This window comes from Gluconobacter cadivus (assembly GCF_015244745.1).
Lineage (GTDB): Bacteria > Pseudomonadota > Alphaproteobacteria > Acetobacterales > Acetobacteraceae > Gluconobacter > Gluconobacter cadivus.
In genome coordinates, this window is the sequence record NZ_JABCQI010000004.1 from 137,573 (window position 1) to 160,299 (window position 22,727).

The 22,727-nt window shown below is 59.2% G+C and carries 21 protein-coding genes and 1 tRNA gene; 7 read left to right on the plus strand and 15 right to left on the minus strand.

Annotation, left to right across the window (positions count from 1 at the left end):
- Nucleotides 1-131 precede the first annotated feature (131 nt).
- The gene (locus tag HKD28_RS07460) at nucleotides 132-2,909 is read left to right on the plus strand and encodes a phosphoenolpyruvate carboxylase (protein WP_194267769.1); all 2,778 of its coding nucleotides are present in this window, start codon (nucleotides 132-134) and stop codon (nucleotides 2,907-2,909) included.
- Nucleotides 2,910-2,998: 89 nt separating this feature from the next.
- A complete protein-coding gene (locus HKD28_RS07465; RefSeq protein ID WP_194267770.1) occupies nucleotides 2,999-4,582 on the plus strand; it encodes a S10 family peptidase in 1,584 nt (527 codons plus the stop codon).
- Nucleotides 4,583-4,753: 171 nt separating this feature from the next.
- Here HKD28_RS07465 and fusA read toward each other — a convergent pair whose 3' ends face one another.
- From fusA to HKD28_RS07480, 3 genes are all read right to left on the minus strand, one after another.
- Nucleotides 4,754-6,856, minus strand: coding sequence for an elongation factor G (gene fusA, locus HKD28_RS07470; RefSeq protein WP_099286467.1), 2,103 nt, complete (start codon nucleotides 6,854-6,856; stop codon nucleotides 4,754-4,756).
- Between the two features lie 169 nt (nucleotides 6,857-7,025).
- Complete coding sequence (gene rpmB, locus HKD28_RS07475) at nucleotides 7,026-7,328, minus strand: 50S ribosomal protein L28 (protein ID WP_041110511.1); 303 nt, start codon at nucleotides 7,326-7,328, stop codon at nucleotides 7,026-7,028.
- Nucleotides 7,329-7,441: 113 nt separating this feature from the next.
- Nucleotides 7,442-9,238 carry an ABCB family ABC transporter ATP-binding protein/permease gene (locus HKD28_RS07480; protein ID WP_194267771.1) on the minus strand — a complete coding sequence of 599 codons (1,797 nt, stop codon included), beginning with the start codon at nucleotides 9,236-9,238 and terminating at the stop codon, nucleotides 7,442-7,444.
- Nucleotides 9,239-9,305: 67 nt separating this feature from the next.
- On the opposite strand from HKD28_RS07480, the gene HKD28_RS07485 reads away from it, so the two are divergent.
- The 3 genes from HKD28_RS07485 to HKD28_RS07495 all read left to right on the plus strand — a co-directional run bounded on the left by HKD28_RS07485 (nucleotide 9,306) and on the right by HKD28_RS07495 (nucleotide 11,839).
- Complete coding sequence (locus HKD28_RS07485; RefSeq protein WP_328749555.1) at nucleotides 9,306-10,148, plus strand: NUDIX hydrolase; 843 nt, start codon at nucleotides 9,306-9,308, stop codon at nucleotides 10,146-10,148.
- Nucleotides 10,145-10,591: a DUF3574 domain-containing protein gene (locus HKD28_RS07490; RefSeq protein WP_194267773.1), complete on the plus strand. Its 447-nt coding sequence runs from the start codon at nucleotides 10,145-10,147 to the stop codon at nucleotides 10,589-10,591. Before HKD28_RS07485 ends, HKD28_RS07490 begins: the two co-directional genes overlap by 4 nt.
- A 123-nt stretch (nucleotides 10,592-10,714) precedes the next feature.
- A complete protein-coding gene (locus tag HKD28_RS07495) occupies nucleotides 10,715-11,839 on the plus strand; it encodes an AI-2E family transporter (protein WP_194267774.1) in 1,125 nt (374 codons plus the stop codon).
- Nucleotides 11,840-11,861: 22 nt separating this feature from the next.
- Here HKD28_RS07495 and HKD28_RS07500 read toward each other — a convergent pair.
- From HKD28_RS07500 to HKD28_RS07530, 7 genes are all read right to left on the minus strand, one after another.
- A tRNA-Pro gene (locus HKD28_RS07500) sits at nucleotides 11,862-11,938 on the minus strand.
- A gap of 60 nt (nucleotides 11,939-11,998) precedes the next feature.
- Entirely contained in the window at nucleotides 11,999-12,817 is an 819-nt protein-coding gene (locus HKD28_RS15580; protein ID WP_207728909.1) for a MerR family transcriptional regulator, read from the minus strand.
- Nucleotides 12,807-13,130, minus strand: a complete 324-nt coding sequence (locus tag HKD28_RS07510; RefSeq protein ID WP_194262106.1) for an integration host factor subunit alpha — start codon at nucleotides 13,128-13,130, stop codon at nucleotides 12,807-12,809. The genes HKD28_RS15580 and HKD28_RS07510 overlap by 11 nt, the downstream gene beginning before the upstream one ends.
- Before the next feature lie 72 nt (nucleotides 13,131-13,202).
- The gene (locus HKD28_RS07515) at nucleotides 13,203-14,177 is read right to left on the minus strand and encodes a beta-ketoacyl-ACP synthase III (RefSeq protein WP_194267775.1); all 975 of its coding nucleotides are present in this window, start codon (nucleotides 14,175-14,177) and stop codon (nucleotides 13,203-13,205) included.
- 7 nt (nucleotides 14,178-14,184) lie between these two features.
- The gene (gene plsX / locus HKD28_RS07520; protein WP_194267776.1) at nucleotides 14,185-15,294 is read right to left on the minus strand and encodes a phosphate acyltransferase PlsX; all 1,110 of its coding nucleotides are present in this window, start codon (nucleotides 15,292-15,294) and stop codon (nucleotides 14,185-14,187) included.
- Nucleotides 15,295-15,367: 73 nt separating this feature from the next.
- The gene (rpmF, locus tag HKD28_RS07525; RefSeq protein ID WP_062026921.1) at nucleotides 15,368-15,580 is read right to left on the minus strand and encodes a 50S ribosomal protein L32; all 213 of its coding nucleotides are present in this window, start codon (nucleotides 15,578-15,580) and stop codon (nucleotides 15,368-15,370) included.
- A gap of 153 nt (nucleotides 15,581-15,733) precedes the next feature.
- Complete coding sequence (locus tag HKD28_RS07530; protein WP_099286476.1) at nucleotides 15,734-16,315, minus strand: DUF177 domain-containing protein; 582 nt, start codon at nucleotides 16,313-16,315, stop codon at nucleotides 15,734-15,736.
- A gap of 107 nt (nucleotides 16,316-16,422) precedes the next feature.
- Here HKD28_RS07530 and HKD28_RS07535 point away from each other — a divergent pair, with 107 nt between their 5' ends.
- Nucleotides 16,423-16,995: an outer membrane protein assembly factor BamE gene (locus tag HKD28_RS07535; protein WP_194267777.1), complete on the plus strand. Its 573-nt coding sequence runs from the start codon at nucleotides 16,423-16,425 to the stop codon at nucleotides 16,993-16,995.
- A gap of 16 nt (nucleotides 16,996-17,011) precedes the next feature.
- Here the strand turns inward: HKD28_RS07535 and HKD28_RS07540 are convergent, their stop codons facing one another.
- Genes HKD28_RS07540 through def form a run of 4 tightly spaced genes read right to left on the minus strand, consistent with a single transcriptional unit; the run spans nucleotide 17,012 to nucleotide 20,076 of the window.
- On the minus strand, nucleotides 17,012-18,406 hold the full coding sequence (locus HKD28_RS07540) for an ATP-binding protein (protein ID WP_194267778.1): 1,395 nt from the start codon (nucleotides 18,404-18,406) through the stop codon (nucleotides 17,012-17,014).
- Nucleotides 18,384-19,082 (minus strand): response regulator, encoded by a 699-nt coding sequence (locus HKD28_RS07545; protein WP_194267779.1) that lies wholly within the window; start codon nucleotides 19,080-19,082, stop codon nucleotides 18,384-18,386. Before HKD28_RS07545 ends, HKD28_RS07540 begins: the two co-directional genes overlap by 23 nt.
- Nucleotides 19,079-19,567 (minus strand): MarR family winged helix-turn-helix transcriptional regulator, encoded by a 489-nt coding sequence (locus tag HKD28_RS07550; protein WP_194267780.1) that lies wholly within the window; start codon nucleotides 19,565-19,567, stop codon nucleotides 19,079-19,081. The genes HKD28_RS07545 and HKD28_RS07550 overlap by 4 nt, the downstream gene beginning before the upstream one ends.
- The gene (def, locus tag HKD28_RS07555) at nucleotides 19,564-20,076 is read right to left on the minus strand and encodes a peptide deformylase (RefSeq protein WP_207728910.1); all 513 of its coding nucleotides are present in this window, start codon (nucleotides 20,074-20,076) and stop codon (nucleotides 19,564-19,566) included. The genes HKD28_RS07550 and def overlap by 4 nt, the downstream gene beginning before the upstream one ends.
- A 201-nt stretch (nucleotides 20,077-20,277) precedes the next feature.
- On the opposite strand from def, the gene rpsU reads away from it, so the two are divergent.
- Nucleotides 20,278-20,481 carry a 30S ribosomal protein S21 gene (rpsU, locus tag HKD28_RS07560; protein WP_011251722.1) on the plus strand — a complete coding sequence of 68 codons (204 nt, stop codon included), beginning with the start codon at nucleotides 20,278-20,280 and terminating at the stop codon, nucleotides 20,479-20,481.
- A gap of 117 nt (nucleotides 20,482-20,598) precedes the next feature.
- On the opposite strand, the gene HKD28_RS07565 is transcribed toward rpsU, so the two are convergent.
- Complete coding sequence (locus HKD28_RS07565; protein ID WP_194267782.1) at nucleotides 20,599-22,716, minus strand: prolyl oligopeptidase family serine peptidase; 2,118 nt, start codon at nucleotides 22,714-22,716, stop codon at nucleotides 20,599-20,601.
- Nucleotides 22,717-22,727 lie beyond the last annotated feature (11 nt).

A 22,727-nucleotide genomic window follows, 5' to 3' on the forward strand; every position in this document is an offset into this window, starting at 1 on the left:
CACACGGATAGCATCATCCGGGCGGGCTGTCGCGGTCAGAGCAAGGTTGCACTTGGCGGCAGGGCGTGAAAAGTATTGCGGCCCGTTTTTCGGTCCATTTTTCTTTTTTCGCAGAAGCGAGACTGCTCCCGATGTCTGACTGCGCCTCCCGGCTCGATCCGTCTCTCCATGACCGTATTGACGCGATGACGTCCCGGCTGCTCCACGAACGCGACGGTCTTGAAGACCTGATTGCGTCTATCGGGCAGGATCTGTCCAACGACGATCCGGAGACGTGCAAGGCACGACTAACCGAGATCGGAAACGTTGTCCGCGCCCTGCGTGACGAGCATTTCGTCGAGCGCGCCGCACATCTGCGCGCGTATGTCGGTCTTGATGAAGCGGCCCCGCAGGAGCGTCTCGAAGCCGTGGCGAAATCTCTGGTGGATCAGGCTGCCGATGCGGTGTCCCTGACCGTGCCTAAAATTGCCGCAGTTTTCACCGCGCATCCGACCTTCGCACTGGCGGACGGCGTGTATGACATCCTGACGCAACGGGCCGAAAATCCCGACATGCCGATCCCTTGCCTCAAAACGCATCGCCGTCCGGGGCCGCCGACACTGGCACAGGAACAGGCTCTCGCACTGGCAGCCATTCTGCGGGGCCGTGATGCGCTTGATGACCTCACAACAGCGCTCCTGCGGGAGATGTCCCAGCGCTGGTCGGGAGAAAACAGCCATGTCGATCCCGCCCCTGTCGTTCTGGCAAGCTGGGTCGGTTTCGATACGGACGGACGCAACGATATTGGCTGGTGGGACACTCTCCGTATCCGGCTTGAATTAAAGTCGTCCCAGCTTTATCGTCTGACGGATGGGCTGGAGCGGCTGGGCCTTCAGGAAAGCGCACTGGCTATGCGCACGCGCCGGGCTATCGAAGCCGTCAAAACACAGCACGCCGCCTGCCCGACCGGACGAGATGCTGCACCGGAAACGATCCGCGATTTTGCCCAGACGCTGATTTCGCACCGTGACAAAGCGCTTCTGGACGCGGCTGAACTTCTGCCGCTCTTTCAGGATGCTGCCTCCGGTCTCGATGAAGACAGTCTGCTGCATCTGCGGACGCTCCGCGCTGGCTTCATGAGCCACGGCCTCGGCATCGCGCGTATCCATACCCGACTGAACGCGGCACAAATCTATAATGTCGCGCGCACACGACTGGGCCTGACGGATGACCCCGCCCTGCCCTCGCGCCGACGCGTCCTGCTGACGAAAATCGACGAGGCTCTCTCTGACCTGACGCCCCGCGCCGTGGATTTCGGCTCGCTGCTGGTCGAGCCTGCATCCGCCGCACGGTTGATGATGACCATGGCGCAGATCCTCAAGCACATCGATTCAGGATCGCCCATCCGCTTCCTCATCGCCGAGACGGAGAGTGGCTACACGCTGCTGGCGACGCTCTGGCTGGCACGACTGTTCGGAATTAAAGACCATCAGATCGAGATTTCGCCGCTTTTTGAGACGGAAAGCGCGCTGGAAAATGGTGAGACCATTCTCGAGGAAGCGTTCCGTTCAAGCCATTGGCGCGATTACCTGAAGGCAAACGGACGGCTGTCGCTTCAGTTCGGCTACTCCGATTCGGGACGCTATGTCGGACAGCTTGCCGCCACCAATCTGGTCGAGCGTCTGCGGATGCGGACTCTCTCTTTGCTAGCAGAACATGGGCTGGAGGATGTTTCCCTCACCCTGTTCGATACGCATGGCGAAAGCATCGGACGTGGGGCCCATCCTTTCAGCCTGCGTCAGCGTCTGGATTATTTCTCCCCGGCCCGCACACGACTGGCCATGCGCGAAGCCGGGATCGGCTGCCGCGTTGAAACCGCGTTTCAGGGTGGCGACGGCTACACGCTGTTCGGAACGAAGGCTCTTGCGGCCTCCACGATTGCCACTCTTGCCGAGCATACGGCTGAAATTCCGCAGGACACGAAAGATCCGGTCTATACGCGCCCTGACTTCGCAGCGGACTTCTTCTCCACCATCGCGCTCGACATGGGCGCTCTGGTCGATGATCCGGGCTATGCAGCCCTGCTCAGCGCCTTCGGGCCGTCACTGATCGACAAGACGGGCTCCCGTCCCTCGGCCCGTCAGTCTGACGCAGCGACCGTGACGCGTATCACGCATCCCGGCCAACTTCGGGCCATTCCCAACAATGCAATCCTTCAGCAGCTCGGCTGGTGGGCGAATGTGCTGCACGGGCTGGGCAATGCGGCGCAACGCCATCCCGAGACATTCGAGCAGTTCGCAACAGAATCATCGCGCTTCCGCGAAGCCATGGACTTTGCGCGTCAGGCGCTGGCTCATTCCGATCTGGATGTTTTGCGGACGACAATCCATCAGCTCGACCCCGGCACCTGGCTGGATCGTGCAGCCAACGCCCAGAGCGATGAGGAACGGCAGAGCCTGTTGAGCATTTCACACGGGCTGGAGCTGCTGCGCTTCTGGACCAGCGGCCCCGCAATGTTCCGGCGTATTCAGGCGGACCACATCGCCTTGCGCGCCGCATGGCCCGACGCACCACGTATGGCGGCGCGTGAAAAGCTGCTTCATGCGATCCGTTTTGCCCTTATCGACCGTCTGTGGGGTCTCTCGACGCGCATTCCCTATTTCGGCCCTCGCAATAGCCTGACACGGGAATCGATCACGAACCTCATCCTCTGTCTGGATGTGCCGCGCGCGCTTCATCTTCTGGACGACCTGTTCCCCCTCACCGTTCCCAGCGTTGCCAATCTCGATTTCGCAGAGCCGGGCGATGCGGCGGAAGCTGGCGGCTTTGCACGGGAACATCAGGAGATTTTCGAGCCGCTATCGCACTGTTTTGCGCTGCTGCGCGAAGTCGGGATCGCGATCATGCATGCCAACCGGGCTTTCGGCTGAGGAATGATACGCGGCCGGAACCCTTGTCGGTAACGGCCACGTCCGTTTAGAAGGCTCTCGTAACAAACCCTAACGGAAAGTTCCTCTGCATGCTTCGCAAGGCCCTTCTTCTGGGTGCAGCCATGATGGCTGTGCCTGCTCTGGCCGCAGGTCCCGCCACACCGGCACCCAATGCTGACAGCGTGACGAACGGGACGGTGACGGTCAATGGCGTCACGATCCCCTACCGGGCTGTTGCGGGAACCATTCTGGTTCATGGCGCCGACTATAACGATTCCAGCGATGTTCTGGCCAAGCGCGGCACGAAAATTGATGGCGGCAAGGACGACGACAGCAAGAACGCGCCGGTCGCGTCCATGTTCTACACGGCCTATTTCAAGGAAGGCGTACCGTCGGAAAAGCGTCCGATCACGTTCCTCTATAATGGCGGTCCGGGATCAGCATCGGTCTGGGTCCATATGGGCACGTTCGGTCCACGTCGCGTCAATACGCCGGGCGACACCCATCTGCCCGCTGCCCCTTATGCGCTCATTAACAACCCGCAGTCTTTGATGGACGTCTCGGACGTGGTGTTCGTCGATGCACCGGGAACAGGTTTTTCGCGGATCGCCGGAAAAGATGCCGACAAGGAATTTCTGGGCGTTGATGGCGACGGCGAGGCGTTCACGCATTTCATCTCGAAGTTCCTCGCCAAATATCACCGCTACAACTCGCCAAAATACCTGTTCGGCGAGAGCTACGGCACGATGCGTTCGGCTGTGGTCATCAACGACCTTGAGCAGGACGAGAACATCGACTTCAACGGCGTGATCTTGCTGTCGCAGATCCTGAACTACGACAACAGCGATGATGGCCCGGAGTTCAACGCTGGCATGGACGACCCGTATGTGCTGGCGCTGCCAACCTATGCGGCAACGGCCTGGTATCATCACTGCCTGCCCGCCGAACATCCGGACCTGAAGACGTTCCTGCACGAAGTCGAGCATTTCGCGATGACCGACTACACACTGGCCCTGCGTCAGGGTGCAGACCTGCCGGAAGACCAGCGTCAGGCGATTGCGGCAAAGCTGCATGACTATACGGGCTTGCCCGTCGATTACATCCTGCGGGCGGATCTGCGCGTCAATGGCGGCGAATTCGACCAGCAACTTCAGGCCAAGACCGGCATGGCGACGGGCCGTCTGGATACACGCTATTCAAGCCCGACGATCGACCCGATGAGCCAGGAAGTGGATTACGATCCGCAGTCCAGCGCCATCAGTTCGGCCTATGTTACGGCCTTCAACGACTATGTCCGCAATACACTCAAATACGGCACGGACGAGGATTATCGTCTGTATAACAGCCAAGGGCACTGGGACAATCACCACCGTCAGCCCGGTCACGGCTACCAGCCCAAGGGCGAGCCTAACGTCATGACCGATCTGGCCATGGCAATGAAGACCAACCCGAACCTGCATGTGATGCTCAACGCGGGCTACTACGATCTCGCAACGCCGTATTTTGAAGGCATTTACGAGATGAAGCACCTGCCGATGGCCAAGAGCCTGCAAAAGAACATCGAATACGCGCAGTATCCTTCTGGCCACATGGTTTACGTGGACCCGGCAACGCTCCAGCAGCTGCATGACAATGTCGCGGCCTTCATTCGCCGGACAGACAATCTGCACTGATCCCTGACGGGACCGGAAAAGGCGGCGGAGGGGAAACCTTCCGCCGCCTTTTTTATGCACTACTAAGACGCAGGAACCGGGAAAGCGATCTCACCCGACAAAAGATCAGACACAAAAAAAACCCGCCAGATTGCTCTGGCGGGGTTCGATGTTTCAGCAAGGCTGAAGAAATCAGGCGGACTTCGCGATGATTTCGTCGGCCACGTTCCGGGGAACGGCTTCGTAGTGGTGGAACTGCATGGTGAAGGACGCACGGCCCTTCGTGGCAGAACGCAGATGCGAGATGTAGCCGAACATTTCCTTCAGCGGCACCTGTGCTCGGATCATCACGGTCGAACCAGAGGTTTCCTGATTCTGGATGATGCCACGACGACGGTTGAGATCGCCCACAACGTCACCGACATGGTCGTTCGGGGTCGTGACTTCAACGTCCATGATCGGTTCGAGGATCACCGGACCGGCGTTCTTCATGCCTTCACGGAAGCAGGCCTTGGCGGCAATTTCGAAGGCCAGAGCCGACGAGTCAACGTCATGGTACTTACCGTCGAGCAGCGTGAACTTGAAGTCCACCGTCGGGAAGCCGGCGAGAACACCCGTGGTGCTCTGCATACGGATGCCCTTTTCGACAGCCGGGATGTATTCCTTCGGAACCGTACCACCGACGACCTTGTTTTCGAAGATGATCTCATCCGGCTTGTCGGACGGAGCAAACTCGATCTTGACTTCAGCGTACTGACCCGAACCACCAGACTGCTTCTTATGGGTGTAGGTCTCGACATGCGGCCGCGTGATCGTCTCACGGTAAGCCACCTGCGGTGCGCCGATGTTGGCATCAACGCCGTATTCGCGACGCAGACGGTCAACGATGATGTCCAGATGAAGCTCGCCCATGCCAGACAGGATGGTCTGACCCGTTTCCTGATCGGTCTTGAGGTGCAGGGACGGATCTTCAGCCGTCAGCTTCTGCAGCGCCAGCGTCATCTTCTCGACGCCGTCCTTGGTCTTCGGCTCGACGGAGATGTCGATCACCGGAACCGGGAACTGCATACGCTCCAGAACCACCGGATCGGAAGCATCAGCAAGCGTGTCACCCGTGACGGTGTCCTTGAGACCCACGAATGCGGCGATGTCACCGGCACCGACGGACTTCACTTCCTGACGCTTGTCGGCGTGCATCTGGAACATGCGTCCGACGCGTTCCTTGTGACCCTTCGTTGTGTTCAGGATGGTGTCACCGGAGTTCAGGACGCCACGATAGACGCGAACGAAGGTCAGCGTGCCGTACTTGTCGGAAATGATCTTGAACGCAAGGCCAGCGAACTTGCCATCCGGATCGACCGGAACGATCGGCAGGAAGTCTTCGTCGACTTCTTCACCTTCCGGCGGAGCAATACGGATGCCTTCGACTTCGTCAGGAGCCGGCAGGTAGTCGATGACCGCGTCGAGCAGGGGCTGCACGCCCTTGTTCTTGAACGCCGTACCGCACATGACGGGACGGAATTCACCGGAAATCGCACCCTTCTTGATGCACTTCTTCAGGGTTGCGACGTCCACGTCGCCCTTCTCGAAGTACTCTTCCATGGCAGCGTCGTCGACGGCGAGAGCCGTGTCGAGCAGAACCTGGCGGGCTTCGTCAGCCTTTTCCTTCAGGTCAGCCGGGATCTCTTCGTAGTGGAACTTGGCGCCGAGTTCGCCGCCTTCCCACACGATGGCGCGCATCTCGACCAAATCGACCACGCCAACGAAGTTTTCTTCGGCACCGATCGGGAGCTGCAGCGGAACGGCCACGATGTCCAGCTTCTCTTTCAGCGTGCTGAAAGCGTAATAGAAGTCGGCGCCGGTACGGTCGAGCTTGTTGATGAAGATGACGCGCGGAACGTTGTAACGGTCAGCAAGGCGCCAGTTCGTTTCGGACTGCGGCTGCACACCAGCCACGCCTTCGATCACGAAGATTGCGCCATCGAGCACGCGGAGCGAACGGTTGACTTCGATGTTGAAGTCAATGTGGCCCGGGGTGTCGATGATGTTGATGCGGTGGTCGTTCCACTCACACGTCACGGCAGCCGAGGTGATCGTGATGCCACGCTCACGCTCCTGCGCCATGTAGTCGGTGGTGGTGTTGCCTTCGTGGACCTCACCGATCTTGTGAGAGACACCCGTGTAATACAGGATACGCTCGGTCGTCGTGGTCTTACCGGCATCGATGTGCGCGGTAATACCGATGTTGCGAATCTTCGAGAGAGCCGACTTGGCTTCCTGAACGCTTTCGGACACGGAGAACCTCCAAAATACAATGAAAGGTGTTTCAGCCTGGACCGAAACACCTCCGCTGCGGCCCTATGAAAGGACCGAACCTGATTTATCCCAGTGGCGGCTGAATGACCCAGACCGCCATGGTTTTCAAGAGCAATCTTGTTACCAAACAAAGTTCGGTAAAGATTCCTCAGGCGGTCTGGGCAGCCTTGCGTTCCTGAACGCGCAGGATACGGCGCTTGATGACCTGAGCTTCCGTCGGAAGCTTGCGGTTCGGCGTACCCAGCAGGAACGAATCCAGTCCACCGTTGTGCTCAACCGTGCGGATACCATTGGTGGACAGGCGCATACGCACCGAAGCACCGAGAATATCGGAGATCAGCGTGGTCTCCTGCAGGTTCGGGAGAAAACGACGGCGGGACTTGTTATTGGCGTGGCTGACGTTGTTGCCCGTCAGCACGCCCTTGCCCGTGATCTGGCAACGGCGAGACATGGTGATACTTTCCTCGATGCTGGATGACGCAGGACAGCGAGGCCCGGCGTGTTCCGTAAATCAGGCGCGGCTTATGACGTATGGTTGGGGGCTTCGTCAACCCCCGGAGACGTTCAAGCGGCGTTTTCCCCGGCCTGCGCGGCCCACATTGCGGCATAATGGCCACCTGCGGACAGCAGTTCCGGATGGCTTCCCTGCTCCACCACGCGCCCCGCGTCAAGCACGACGATGAGATCGGCATCCTGCACGGTGGACAGACGATGGGCCACAATGATCGTCGTGCGTGCCTGGGAGAGGATCGCCAGTTCCTTCTGGATGGCGACCTCGGTGCGGGTATCAAGCGCACTTGTGGCCTCGTCCAGCAGCAGGATACGCGGGTCTTTGAGGATAACGCGGGCAATAGCGACACGCTGTTTCTCGCCCCCTGAGAGCTTCAGCCCCCGCTCCCCGACAACAGTCTCATACCCGTCGGGCAGTTCCCGGATGAAGGCGTCGATCTGCGCGCTACGGGCCGCATTTTCAATCTCTTCGCGGGAGGCCGACAGATCGCCATAGGCAATATTGTCGCCAATGCTGGAATTGAAGAGCACCGTATCCTGCGGGACCGTCCCGATAATGTTCTGAATGTCGGTCGGCGCGATCTCACGCAGGTCATGCCCATCAATGCAGACCGAGCCCTGCGTGGGATCATAGGCGCGGGTCAGCAAACGCCCGAGCGTAGATTTCCCAGAGCCTGTATGGCCGACAACGGCCAGAGACGTCCCTGCGGGTACGGTGATGGACACATCATGCAGGATCTGCCTTGCGGGGCTGTAGCCGAAAGAGACATGGCGGAACGCAACCGCTGCCGCTCCGGCCTCTGACAGTTTTCCAGCAAGGTGCACAGGGTGTGGAACCTGAAGAATTTCGGACCGGATGGCGAGCAGTTCGAGGTAGTTTTCCAGATCGACGCGGGCATTACGCCAGCCTGCACTGACATAGTTCAGGGCGCCCACGGACGAATAAAGCCCGCTCAGATAACTGCCGATCAGAACAAACTGGGCCACCGCGAGACGATGCAACACGATATCATGCGCGGCCATAGCCAGAAGCGTGGTAGTCGTCGCGGCTATCAGAAAGCCCCGGCTGATCTGGGACAGGCTGACATAACGCTGAAGGCTGATTTCCGCCTGCCGGAGATCCTTGCGCGCTGCGTCGTAACGCTCGATCTCGTGGCTTTCATTGGCAAAGCTACGCACTGTCTCGAAGTTGAGAATGCTGTCTACAAGCTGGTGCTGGGCCTGATTGCTGGCACGGTTCCGCGCCCGACGGGCCGTCATCCTCAAACGGGTAAAGACATAGGAAACGGTGGAATACAGCCCCAGCGCCACCAGAAGCAGCGCCACATATCGCCAGTCGAAGATTTTCAGGATGACGGTCAGCGTCATGATGAGTTCGATGACGTTAGGCAGAACGTTGAACAGCGCCAGTGAAAGCAGTGTTCCAACAGCATCGGCTCCACGATCAAGCGTTCGGGTCAGGGAGCCCGTCTGCCGGTCCAGATGAAACCGGACACTCAGATCATGCAGATGTCGCAGCCCGAGGACAGCGACACGACGTTCAAGATCCGTTTCGACCGGCTTGACCAGAAATTCCCGCAATGGGCTCGCCAGCCCGGAAATAATGCGGATGACCGCATACTGGGCGATAAGCCAGACCGGAACAGCCAGAAGAGTTTCGGGACGCGAAAGACTGCTGACCATGCGACTAAAGAGCCAGGGCGTTGCAACTGCAGTCGCGCTCTCCACCAGAAGAATGAGCAGCGCAAACCCGATGCGCGTCGCGTCCGGCCAGAGCTTCTCCGGTCGGATAAGGGGCCACAAAACACGAAGGGAAAGCGCTTCAGACGTCGAATCGGTTTTTTTGAGCATGGATTGAGTATGTGGAAGTGCTGACGGCGCTTTGCAAATAACTGTCCTGCATGCGACATATTCAGCTGTGTCGAATAAATCTTTCTCCCGCACCCTTGAGCCGTTTCTGCGGCATATCGCAGCCTGCAACAGCGCTGTCCTGCCGGGCGGTCGCACTCCGTTCTTTTGTGCTGACTCACAGATCGGCTGGCTCAGTCCGCCCACGGTGCAGGCTCTTGAAACCCTTGGTGTTCGCGAAGGGGAAAAATTCGGCGTCAGCGCCGGAGCAGACCTCTTTCCGCTGTCCCACACGCTCTGCGAGATGGGCCTCTACGCCTCCCATCACGAAGCCTTCGACGTGCGCGATGACAGCGGCATCGTTCTTGGACAGGTGGACCGGGGTGCCATTCCGGTTCTGGGGCTTGCGGCCGAAGGCGTACATCTGAACGGACTGGTCGAGCGTGCAGACGGACTTTTCCTCTGGGTCGCACGGCGCAGCATGAGCAAGCGCCTCGATCCGGGAAAGCTGGATCATCTGGTTGCAGGAGGCATGAGCGCCGGTCTCGACCCGCAGACGACCGTGATCAAGGAAGCGCAGGAAGAAGCCGGGATCCCCGCCGAACTCGCGGCAAAAGCGCAAGCCGTCGGACGGATCCACTATGCTCTTGAGCGACCTGAAGGGCTAAGGCGCGATGTCCTGCACTGTTATGATCTCCTGCTCCCCGAGGGCTTCGTGCCCATAGCGGAGGACGGAGAAGTGGAAAGCTTCCACCTTCTGCCCATTCAGGAGGTCATGGCACTGGTCCGCGACACCGACGACTTCAAGTTCAACGTCAATCTCGTCCTGATCGATCTCTTCCTCCGCCGCGGTCTTTTCGCTCCCGCCGACGCCGCCATTTTACGCCGCGCCCTCTCCGGACAGGCCGCGTGAGAAAAGCAGTCGCGTCCCTGATCCTGACGACGCCTCTGTTGGGCGGATGCATTGTTCCTGTCAGCGTCACACCCAATCTGTGTCGGGAAATCGGCGCGCATGACGGATTGCAGATCCGTCTGGCATTCGGCCTGACCCGCCCTGATGGCAGTGTCATCGAAAGGCAGGACTGGCAGCAGTTTGTGGACAGCGAAATCACACCGCGTTTCCCTGCGGGTTTTACCGTGATCGACGCTCAGGGGCAGTGGTATGATGCCGCTGGTCACAAGGTCATTCAGGAAGGGTCACGAATCGTCTGGATTGTTGCGCCTTCCACAGACCGCAGCCTTCAGGCTCATCTGAGAGCCATTCGTCAGATCTATCAAAAACGTTTCAACCAGCAGGCTGTTGGACTCAGCATACAGTCCGGCTGCTCTTCATTTGAAAGCCTTCCCGTGGAATAGTTCCGCACTACGGAACCGCGTTTCCCGGTTTTTTTGACGCCTTCTTCATCCGGACTTTTCTCGTCACGGCAGATCGCTCTGCACGGGACGACAGTTCAGGCATGTTTTTCTTCCGGAAGTCCCATGACAGATCTTTCTTCTCCCTCAGCACCCGACACCATCACGATAGAGGCCTCAGACTCCACGGGAACGATCCAGCGGCGCGCACGGGGCTTTCTGGCACTCTTTTTCGTGGCGATAGGCCTCTATACCCTCAAGGGCTTTCTGCCGGCGCTTCTCTGGGGCTGCGTGTTCGCAATTTCGATCTGGCCGCTCTACCGCCGCGCTGAACTGCGCTTCGGTCGCAGCGACTGGCTACCCATAATCTTCACTCTGGCCGTGGCATTGATCTTTCTGGTGCCTGTCTCGCTGGTTGGGGTGAAAGTCGCGGATGAGGCACGAAGCGCGCTGGAATGGATTGATGACGTCCGCAATAACGGCATTCCGATGCCGGAATGGGTGCCTCGTCTGCCCTTTATGGCCACTCAGGCCACCAACTGGTGGCAGAACCACATGACCAGCCCCCAACGCCTCTCCCATCTGCTTCATTCTGTCGATGTCGGACACGGAATGCAAATGACCAGACAAGTGGGAACCCAGCTCGCCCGCCGGGGCACGCTGTTCGCCTTTTCGCTCCTGACACTGTTTTTCCTGCTGAAAGATGGCGACAGCGTCATCCGTAAATGCCTTCTGGGATCACAGCGTCTGTTCGGTGAGCAGGGAGAAAGCCTCGCCAAACAGATGATTTCGTCAGTTCACGGGACGTTGGCCGGACTGGTTCTGGTCGGTCTGGGTGAAGGTGCGATCATGGGCATCGTCTATATGTCGACGGGCGCACCCCAGCCCCTGCTGTTTGCAATGGTGACGGCTGTAGCCGCCATGATCCCATTTCTGGCATGGCCGACGGTTGGGCTGGTGGCGCTGCTGCTGCTGGCAAAAAGCAGCATGATCGGAGCGATCGTCGTAGCCGCCATCGGCTCCGTCGTGATCTTCATCGCGGACCATTTTATCCGCCCCGCCCTGATTGGTGGCAGCACGAAAATGCCGTTCCTGTGGGTTCTGCTGGGAATTCTTGGCGGCGCCGAGACCTGGGGTCTGCTGGGTCTCTTCCTTGGTCCGGCCATCATGTCCGCCCTGCATCTGCTGTGGACGATCTGGACAGAGACAAATCCCCGCAAAGGGATCTATGCAAAAGACACTGAATATTAAGGAAGAATTATTACCGCAGGACTGGTCGGGCAGGCGGGATTCGAACCCACGACCCCCAGTCCCCCAGACTGGTGCGCTACCAGGCTGCGCTACTGCCCGTCGTCCTGCGGTGGCGGTGGTTTAGCAGTGTCCTACCCTCACCGCAATGGGGGATTTTGACTAAACTGGCAGAAGATTTCGCAAATTCTGAAGCTCTTCAAAAATTTCGCGCAGTTCCGCCCGCAACAGACCGTTCTCGGCCTCGGTCTTTTCGAGCGCGTTGAACAGAAGCTCGTTTTCGTCACGCAGGGTTATGAGAAGAGCAGAATCGTGCGCTTCGGCTTCGGCTTCGGCTTCGGCTTCGGCTTCGGCTTCGGCTTCGGCTTCGGGCGTCTTCTCTTCTTCTGGAATGTCAACAACCTCAGTCACGATGACGTTGTGAGCTTCGGCAGGAAGTTCAGGGAAAATGATTTCGTCGTCAGCTTCGGTTGCTGATGCGATATCCAAGTCCTCATCGTGGACAACCTCCGTAAGCAGCGATTCATCCGCAGAAGGCTGCTCCTCCTCAGTCAACTCGGCGCTAACAATGGGCATAGAAACCAATTCCGCGGAGTCTGCTGAAATTTCAGGTACTGCTTCCGGAACTGCCTCTTCAACAGTCTTCTGACCCGCCCGTGCTTTCTGCGCACGGCGTTCCCGCAGCACGCGCAGAACCCCCTGCCCCTTGTAGCCCTGCACATAAAGCAGGTCTGAAATCAGCCGAAGCGTCTCGATATGCTCGGGGCTGTAATAGCGCCGTCCACTTTCCCCACGAAACGGCTTTACACCCGGATAGATGGTTTCCCACGAACGCAGACGGTGCTGGGGAATATGCAGTTCCTCGGCAACCTCGCTGATGGTCCGGTACGCATCCGGAGCCTTCCTGACCTTTTCAGCGCCAGCCGGAATATCGTCATTCGGCGGCAGCACGACGGCTTCGGGCATAGACTTATCTGTCATGGGACGATGCCTCGGCAGCGACCGTCTCGGAGCCGTTCATGCGATCCCTCAACAGTTGAGAGGGCCTGAACACCAGTACAGCTCTGGGAAGGATGGGGACTTCCACGCCCGTTTTGGGATTGCGTCCAATGCGCTCTCCCTTCTGGCGGACGGAAAAGGTTCCGAACCCGCTCAGCTTTACGGATTCGCCCGCCTCGAGCCGGTTGGAAATCGCATCCAGAAGGCTCTCGAGAATCATGGAGGAATCGTGCCGGGAAAGACCGACACGACTATAGAGATGCTCGACAAGATTCGCGCGCGTGACTGTGCTCATGTCACTTGCGTATCATGACGTTCAGAACAGTCAAAGGAATCAATCATTAACCTGCTCTAAACGGGGAGCAGGTTACATCCGGACGAGAGCGGATCCCCATGTCAGGCCGCCGCCCAGTGCCTCCATAAGAACCAGATCGCCCTTCCGGATCCGTCCGTCCCGCACCGCCTCGTTCAGGGCCAGCGGAATGGAGGCCGCAGAGGTGTTGGCATGACGGTCCACAGTCACGACGACCCGATCCGACGGCAGCGCCAGTTTCTTCGCCATACCTTCGATAATCCGCAGATTGGCCTGATGCGGCACCATCCACTGAATATCCTGACCCGTCAGATTATTAGCAGCCAGCGCTTCATCCACGGCTTGCGAGAGCTTGACCACAGCATGGCGGAAAACCTCACGTCCCTGCATGCGCAGTTTCTGCGTCGCGGACGCACAGCCTGCGGCACCGTCCACATAAAGAATATCGCCCGTCCGGCCATCGGAGTGTAGATGAGTGGAGAGAATACCCTCCTCACCGTCACGGCTTGCTTCCAGCAGGACCGCACCCGCGCCATCTCCGAAGAGAACGCAGGTGGAACGGTCCGTCCAGTCCAGAAGGCGCGAAAAAACTTCGCTCCCGATCACGAGGATTTTCTTCGCCTGACCTGCCAGCATCAACGCGCGTGCCGTTGCCAGCGCATAGACAAAACCCGAGCAGGCAGCGCTGAGGTCGAAACCGAAACCCGTCGTCATGCCGAGCAAAGCCTGAACCTGCACAGCCACAGCGGGGAAAACCTGATCCGGCGTGGCCGTGGCGACCAGAACCGCATCGACTTCGGAAACGTCAACGCCAGCGTAGTCCAGCGCCTGTCGGGCTGCTTCAGCCGCCATGCTGGCCGTGGTTTCGTCACCGGAAGCGATATGCCGCTGGGCAATGCCGGTTCGGGTCCTGATCCATTCGTCCGAAGTCTCGATGCCGTATTTCAGGGCAAGGTCGTCATTGGTTACGACGTCGCGCGGCAGATAGGCCCCGACACCCGTCAGACGGACACGAATGGGATCGGACATATTTTTTTCAGCTCACAGGTTCAGGAACAGCCTTGGTGGACACGGCATCAGTCGGTTCGGACGTCCCCATGCCCAACTGCTCCAGACGATCACGGATCTTGTCGTTCAGATGGTGCGTGACGGCATCCATGGCAACATCGACGGCTGCGGCAAAGCTCTCGCCATCCGCGCCGCCATGCGATTTCACGACAATGCCGTTCAAACCGACGAATAGAGCTCCGTTGTAGCGACGCGGGTCAATCCATTCCCGCATCCGCTCCAGTCCGGGTTTGACCAGCAGATATCCAAGGCGGGTCAGCAGATTGGTTTCAAAAACGCGCCGCAGGAGGCCAAAGGCAAGTTTCAGCGCACCTTCGCCGGTTTTCAGCGCGATATTGCCGGTAAATCCGTCCGTCACGATCACGTCGGTCGTGCCGGCGGTAATATCATGTCCTTCGACAAAGCCATGAAACTGCGGCGCCAGAGGGCTGGCCCTCAGGCGCTCGGAAGCTTCTCGCAAACGGTCATCCCCTTTCAGCTCTTCCGAGCCGACATTGAGAAGGCCGATTGTCGGAGACGGCAGGCCGAGCGCGGCTTGAGCGAAAGCCTCGCCCATGATCGCAAACTCGACCAGATTGCGCGCATCGCAGGCGATGTTCGCGCCGAGATCGAGCATTACGACATCACCACGCGCAGACGGCTGGACCGCGACCATGGCAGGTCGGGAAATTCCTGGAAGGGCTTTGACGATGATTTTCGCAAGCGCCAGCATGGCACCGCTATTACCCGCAGAAACAACGCCACGGGCTTCGCCTGCCGCCACAGCTTCCATAGCCATACGCATGGACGAACCCCGGACACGCAACGCGGATGTCGGCTTCATTTCCATGGGAATGCTGGCGTCTGAGTGACGGATATCACACAGGCTTGCAGCTTTGGGATGTTTGAGCAGAGCGGCCCTGAGAACGACTTCATCTCCGATCAGGAGAAGACGAGCCTTCGGGTGCCGGTCGGCAGCCAGATCAAGTCCGGCAAGGACGATATCCGGGGCCCTGTCACCACCCATTGCATCGACGGCGAGGGCATAAGGCCCGGAGGCCGCGACGTCACGTTCGGGCGTGACAGGCGCATTGGTCATTGAGACAGTTTCCCGGACAGCATCACAGATGCGGGGCCGCGCTCCTGGGAGGCAACGGACCCGCAGGTAGGGATCAGGCGCGGACGGCGGTCTTCAGGCCCTTGCCGCTGTTGCCAGCAGCGACCACTTCACGGCCGTCATAGTGACCGCAATGGCTGCAAACGTGGTGCGGACGCTTCAGTTCGCCACAGTTCGAGCACTCTGCGTGCGCCTCGACGGTCAGGGCGTCGTGGCTGCGACGCATGCCACGACGGGACGGCGTAGTCTTTCTTTTAGGGACGGCCATGGCTTTTATGCCTCTTTCTGCTTCTGTGTCGGCACCCCTGCTCCGCTCCCCGCGGCATCCGGTGCCCTGTTGTTCGTCGTCTCGTATTTACGTCGAGTTCAGGCGGGCGGCTCTAGCAGAGCCAGAAGAAACCCGCAAGTCAGACGTGGGATTTTATTCTTTCCTGTCCCCGTTCTTCAGCGCGGAAAGTGCTGAAAACGGATTGGGACGGCGTGGACCATCCGGTCCTTCGCCAGACAACTCAGCCCCTTCTTCCCCTTCTGCGGGCGCCACGTCAACCGCATTTTCCAGACCGACGCCGGGTTTGCGCGGATACGGGTCCAGCATCAGGGCAAGCTGCTCCGCTGCAGCCTCGCCGATATCAAGGGCCTTTCCGTCATGCGGAACCTCGTCCGGACCGTCCAGATCAATGGAATCGATATCGAACTCGTCTTCCGGCATCTCTTCTGCGGGGATGAACTTCAAAAAGAAGGTTTCGGCCAGAACATCCTTGAACGGTTCTGACGTGATAACGCAGACCTGCGTAAGCTTTGCGGCAAGATGCCCCTCCGCCAGAACGCTTCGGTTGGTCGATGGCGTCAGACGGAAACGGCAGGTCAGGGTTTCAATCTCGGGGATACCCAGACGGGCCGCGAGGGCTGCCCGCTCTGCGGGCGTTGCCTCGATCGTCTCGTCCAGTCCCGATCCCAGCCGGTTGAAGAGAATACGTCGGGAAAATTCAGGAGAATGGGACATTCAGGCACTCCAGCCCCCGGATTATGGGGGAAATCGTTGACATGCAGGCGCCATTCGGGCACGCGCTCAGTGGAGCGGTTCTCTTGCACAGGATAGTTTCCGGATCCATGAATAACGCATCTTCCCCGACGCCCCAAAGCAGAACACGCCGCCTTCGCCGTTTCGCGCAGGCTGGAGTGGCATGTGTTCCGCTGATGCTCGGCGGATGCTCGTTCTTTTCTCCGATTCCCGAGCCACGCGGCTCCCTGATCGAAAAGACCGATTACGCACAGCTCGTACCCGGAACAAGCACCCGCACGGATGTTCTCGATCTGCTGGGCTCACCGACGGCGCACGCGACCTTCGATGACAATACCTGGATCTACGTCTCGATGATCACGTCCCCTACGCCGCTGACATTCCCGAGCGTTAAAAAGCAGGAAGTCGTGGTGCTGAACTTCGATAATGGCGGCGTCCTGCGCAAGGTGGACACACTCAACAAGAAGAACGCGATGTATGTCGGCATGGTAGGCGCGAAGACACCAACGCCAGGCACCAGCTCGTCCATCCTGCAGGAACTGCTGGGCAATGTCGGCCGCTACAACCCGATGAGCGGCATGAGCAGCCAGTTTGGCGGAAGCACCGGACCGATGGGCGGTCAGGGCACCGGCAATGGTGGCGCTGGCAACTCGCTGCCCTAAGTTTCTGGAAACCTGATTACTTCGGGAGGTTGAGCAGAACGCCCAAACCTCCCAACGGACTGTCCGTCAAACGGATGGACCCGCCATGGGCGTGAATGATGTCCCGCACAATTGTCAAACCCAGACCTCCGCTTTGTCCGTCCTGACTGACACTCGTGCCATTCAGTTCCGAAATGGCGGCCCGGCGGCTGGCGGACAGGCCCGGCCCGTTATCCTCCACAGAAATTTCGATAGTCCGCTCTCCTTCGCGCAAGGAGAACCGCATCGCTCCGCCATGACGGCGGGCATTTTCTGCCAGATTCGTCAAAACGCGGCGCAATGCGTCAGGCCGTACCACAGCCTCAACGCCTTCCCGACCTTCAACGCCCAGAACCTGCCCTCCCGTACGCAGCGTGGCAGTCGCGACATCGTCCAGCATGCCTCTCAGGTCGGTCAGAACGGGCTCCTCGGCCCCTTCTCCACGCGCGAATGACAGATAGCTGCCGATCAGACGTTCCATGTCCTCGATATCCGTGACCATATCCGCCAGATCCGGCTTGAGGCTCTCGGCGCGGATCGGGCCGAAGGTCGGGATCATGGCAACTGTCAGGCGCAATCGGGTCAGGGGCGTTCGCAGATCGTGCGAAACACCGGCGAGAACAGCCGTGCGTTGCGCCACAAAGCGGTTCACCCTCGCCTGCATGCGATTGAACGCAACAGCAGCCTGTCGCACCTCCCGCGCGCCCTGAGGGCGGATCGGCCCAGCATCCCTTCCCATCCCGAACAGTTCGGCAGCCTGCCCCAGACGGCGGATGGCGCGCACCTGATTGCGCATGAACAGCCCGGCGATCAGGAACAGGAGAATGGAACTGCTGACGGCCCAGACCACGAAAAGCCAGATCGGCCCGATATTCAGGCGCTTGACCGGCACCATGACCACCATCACACCCTGCGGAAGCTGGATTGAGGCGCGGACTGTCTGGGGCGCTTCAGACCAGTCCACATCATAGGCTTGGCCAAGGTTCTGCCGGATCGAGCGGGCAAAATCGTCATCCATTGGGCCAAGCACATGATTGGTGCCGTAGCGGGAGAGTTTTTCAGCAGGATGGAATGAGAAGCCCAGTTGGGTCCGCGAGGACGCATCCTGCAGGATGAGCTCCTGTTCCGCTGGGGATGAGGCGTGCTCGATCATGGCCACGACTAGCGAAATCTCGCCCGTCACGCCGTCTGACAGGCGGCGAGAGACGACGTTCAGATAGGTTCCGTAAAACAGGCCCAGCGCGATCGCCTGCGTCACCAGTAGCGGAATGAGCACGATCAGCATCGACCGCCCCATGAGGGAGCGCGGCAGAATACGCCTTAACGGGCGGTCCAGCTTCTGCCAGGACTCGTCCCGCTCAACCGTTGGATCAGCGTCCCGGTTTGAGAACATAACCCTTGCCCCGCACGGTATGAAGGAAACGGGGTTCCTTGGGATCGACCTCAATCCGACGACGCAGACGCGTGACTTGAACATCGACCGCACGTTCGCCGATCTCGTCCATTTCCAGCGCCTTGGCGATGGCTTCACGCGACAGAACCGTTCCCGGCTGACTGGTGAGAACGCCCAGAAGCGCGGATTCTCCTCCCGTCAGATGAACGGCCCCCTGAGGGCCACTGAGGAGCCCGCGTTTGACATCGAATTCCAGCTCTCCCAGCCGCAGGATGTCGGGAACTTCGTCCACCACAGGCAACGCAGGCACAACACGTCGAAGATGGGCCCGCAGACGGAGCAGAAGCTCACGCGGTTCAAAAGGCTTACCCAGATAGTCGTCCGCACCGGCTTCAAGCCCCCCGATCCGGTCCGCAGGCTCCCCCCGCGCCGTCAGGAGCAGAATGGGAAGTGACAGACCCTCCTTGCGCAGGCTGTTGGTCAGGGACAGACCGTCCTCGCCTGGCATGGTCACGTCGAGAACGAGTGCATCGGGCTGAATCCGTTGCAGAACGTCGCGGGCCGCCAGAGCATCCAGGGCCGTGCTCACCCGATAACCGTTCTCGGACAGGTAACGCTGAAGTAGCCGCAAAAGGCGCGGATCATCATCAACGACCAGAATATGCTCGTCACTCATGGGACAGGATTCCCGGCTGGTGTCTGGAGGGGCGCAAGGACCCGGCGGAACCCTTCCACAGCCGTCATGCCCGCTTCACGATAGGCCCGGGTCATCACTTCGCGGATCATAAGGAACAGTTCGCGTTCAAGAGCCTCCCCGGCTTCCGTCAGGCGCAGGGGACGTCTGCGGCGGTCATGGCGGTCTTCTTCCTGTACGAGCAGTTTGCGATCCCGAAGATCCCCCAGAGCGCGACCCAGAGACTGTTTGGTAATGCCAAGACTGTTCAAAAGCGCGCCCGGGGTAATCCCCGGGTGTGCGGCAGCCAGGAAAAGAATGCGGTGATGCGCTGGCCCCAGCCCTTTCTCGCGCAGAAGACTTTCACAATCGGCATTCAGGGTCCGCCAAGCCAGCATCATGGCCTCATAGGACTGCCGGATCCGGTCTTCCCGCAGATAAAGATGGGCCGTCGCGGATGACGGGATGTCCATGGTTCTGGCCGTCACCGAAGGGTTTCCTCCACATATCCGAAGCGATCGAAGTCAATGATGCGCTGCGGATAGAGAATGCCGTTCAGATGGTCGTTTTCGTGCTGCAAAACATTGGCATGAAACCCCGTCGCCTCGCCTTCGATCAAGACACCATCCTGATCCAATCCCGCATAGCGCACTGCGGCATAACGCGGCACATCAGCCCGCAGTCCCGGAATCGACAGGCACCCTTCGGTGCAAGTCATCATCTCTTCACCCAGAGGCGTGATTTCGGGATTGATGAGAACGCGGGGCAGCAATGCCTCCTCGGGAGTCGCCACGCGGCTTGCAGGAACGTGATAAACGAACATCCGCAAGGGCTGATGGACCTGAGGCGCTGCCAGCCCCGCCCCGAGCGCATCGGCCATCGTTTCCATCATGTCTGCGATGAGAGACTGGATTTCCGGGGCTTTCGGGTCGGAAACGGCCCGTGCCACCTGATGCAGGACGGGGTTGCCCATCCGGGCAATCTTGAGCAGGGCCATGAAATCCTCTTTCTTCAGACGGACGTTGCATCGGGTGGAACGCAAATACACGCCGCAGAGTGCGCTTTGCGAAGAATCCATTCAAGCATGGCCGAATGAATTGCGTTCCCCGCAAAAGATGTGTTAAGGGCACCATCCTTAGTTGGATTGCCATATCACGGGTGGCGCTGAAGAGCGGGCCCATAAGGAGTTGACGGCACCGTGCAGGTTCTCGTTCGTGACAACAATGTTGACCAGGCGCTTAAGGCGCTCAAGAAGAAGATGCAGCGCGAAGGCGTGTTTCGTGAAATGAAGCTGCGTCGCCACTTCGAAAAGCCCTCCGAGAAGCGCGCCCGCGAAGCAGCTGAAGCTGTTCGTCGCGCCCGCAAGATGGAGCGTAAGCGTCTGGAGCGTGAAGGCTTCTAAGCCTTCCCGTCCTCCGAACGGAAAAAAAAGCCGCCTCCTTTGGGAGCGCGGCTTTTTTTGTGCCTGAAATGCTTTCGCTCCCCTGCCCGCCATCTGCGGACAGGGGAGACGCACAGGTTACTGCGCGTCCATCAGGCGGTGACTGAGATAGATGGCTTCCAGAGCCCGCTCATGCGCGACTTCCGCCGCATTGACCGTACCCGCATGGCCGCCTTCCACGTCTTCATAATACAGGAAGGGCTGTTTCAGGCTTTCCAGCCGCGCCGCGAAACGACGCGCATGGATCGGGCCGACGCGATCATCGCGCGTTGACGTAAAAATAAATGGCTCCGGATAGGCCACACCCGCCTTCAGGTTCTGCAAAGGCGACATTTTCTCCCAGAACGCTCGCGGCCCTGGCTCCGAGACGCTGCCATACTCGGCGGCCCAGGACGCGCCCGCCGCCATCTGCTCGTAATTCATCATATCCAGAAGCGGCACGCCAATGATGGCGGCATTCCACAGTTCTGGATGTTGGGTGAACTCCACCCCCGCCAGCAGACCGCCATTGGAGCGTCCCCGCAGCCCCAGATGCCGTGGCGATGTGATATGACGCGCCGTCAGATCCCGGGCAACGGCTGCAAAGTCGTCATAAGCCTTCTGCCGCCCTTCCCGACGCGCGACATCATGCCATGCCGGGCCAAATTCTCCGCCGCCACGGATATTGGCCATGACGTAAACGCCACCGCGGTCAAACCACGTGATCCCAAGATCGGGATGATAGACCGGCAAATAGGAGAGTCCGAAACCACCATAGGCCGTCATCAGCGTCGGACGGGCCCCGTCTTTCTGCCAATCCTTGGCATGCACAATGAAATAGGGAATGGCCGTCCCATCCGTGCTGGTCGCCGACATCTGCTCGACAGCCAGATTGGATGCATCGAACAGATCGGGTTGTCGATACAGAGGCTGAGCGGTCTGAACTGTCGTATTCAGGCTCCAGATCTGTGGCGCCTGAATGAAGCCTTCAAGCTGGAGATAGGCCTGCGACACGCTAGGATCTGACGAAACGATTTCTGCGGCCATATTCTTTGGGAGATCAATGGACCGCGAAATCCATGCTCCAGTCGCGGCCCGGCGAAAGAGCTTCAGGACAGGTTGAACGTTGTCATACAGAACAACCACCAGACCCTCTTTTGTCACCGCCAGAGCATCACCCATCCCATCCCCAACCGTCTGACGGGACGTCGGCGACAGGATGAGTCGAGGCACGGCAGGATTTTTCAGGTCCAGCGCGACAATGCTATCGGCGTGAAATGTCTGACCGGACACCGTCCAGTCCTGCAAGAGATGCAGAACCAGTTGGCGATTCAGATAGGACAGGCTGTCATATTTTTCTGGCAGAGGCAGCCGGGTCAGCGTCTGCGTGGCAGGATCAAACAGACTGACTTCCGTGTGGAAAAAATCCCGATGGCGGCTGATCAGAAAGACTTCGTGGCCTTTTTCATCACGCAAGCGCTCCGGTGCCACATCCATATCCGTGATCTGACCGCGATAGACTTCGACGGCCCGATCCAGCTTCTGCCCACGATGCAAAAGCCGAACCGAATAGGGGTAGCCCGAATGCGTCAGCCCGGCATTGCCCGTCCCCCAGTCCCGCGAGACCAGAAGTGTATTGGCATCAACCCAGATGGCCGTCTGCTTTCCGGAAGGAAGATCAAAGCCGTCTTTTACAAAAGTATCTGCCTGCGTGTCGTATTCCCGGACCACATGAGCATCTTCCCCCGCCTGTGAGAGCGACATCAGACAGAACCGGTCCTGCGGACTGAGACAGTACAAACCTTCCATGACCCAGTTGGCATGCTCATTGCGCGCCAAAGCATCAAGATCGAAACGCGTTTTCCATTGCGGATGGCCGGACTGGAAGGAGGAGGTGGACGTGCTGCGCCATATCCCGCGTGTATGATGCTCATCCTGCCAGAAGTTCCAGATTTCTCCGCCCTGCTGCGTCGGAAGCGCAAGACGTGCGGGGGACTGCTGGGCCGTCAGGATTTTCTGATAGAGAGGCTTGTAGCGGGGATCAGAAGTGAGCGTCGCCTCTGTATGGGCGTTCTGTGCCCGCACCCATTCCAACGCTTTGGCGCCGTCTGTCTGACTCAGTTCAGCAGGCGACGGAAGAGAAGATGAGCCCGCATAGGCTGCCAGAGGCAGGATGGAGAGAGACAGACAAAGTGCTCTCGCAAGAACAGGAGACATGGAACGCCTTT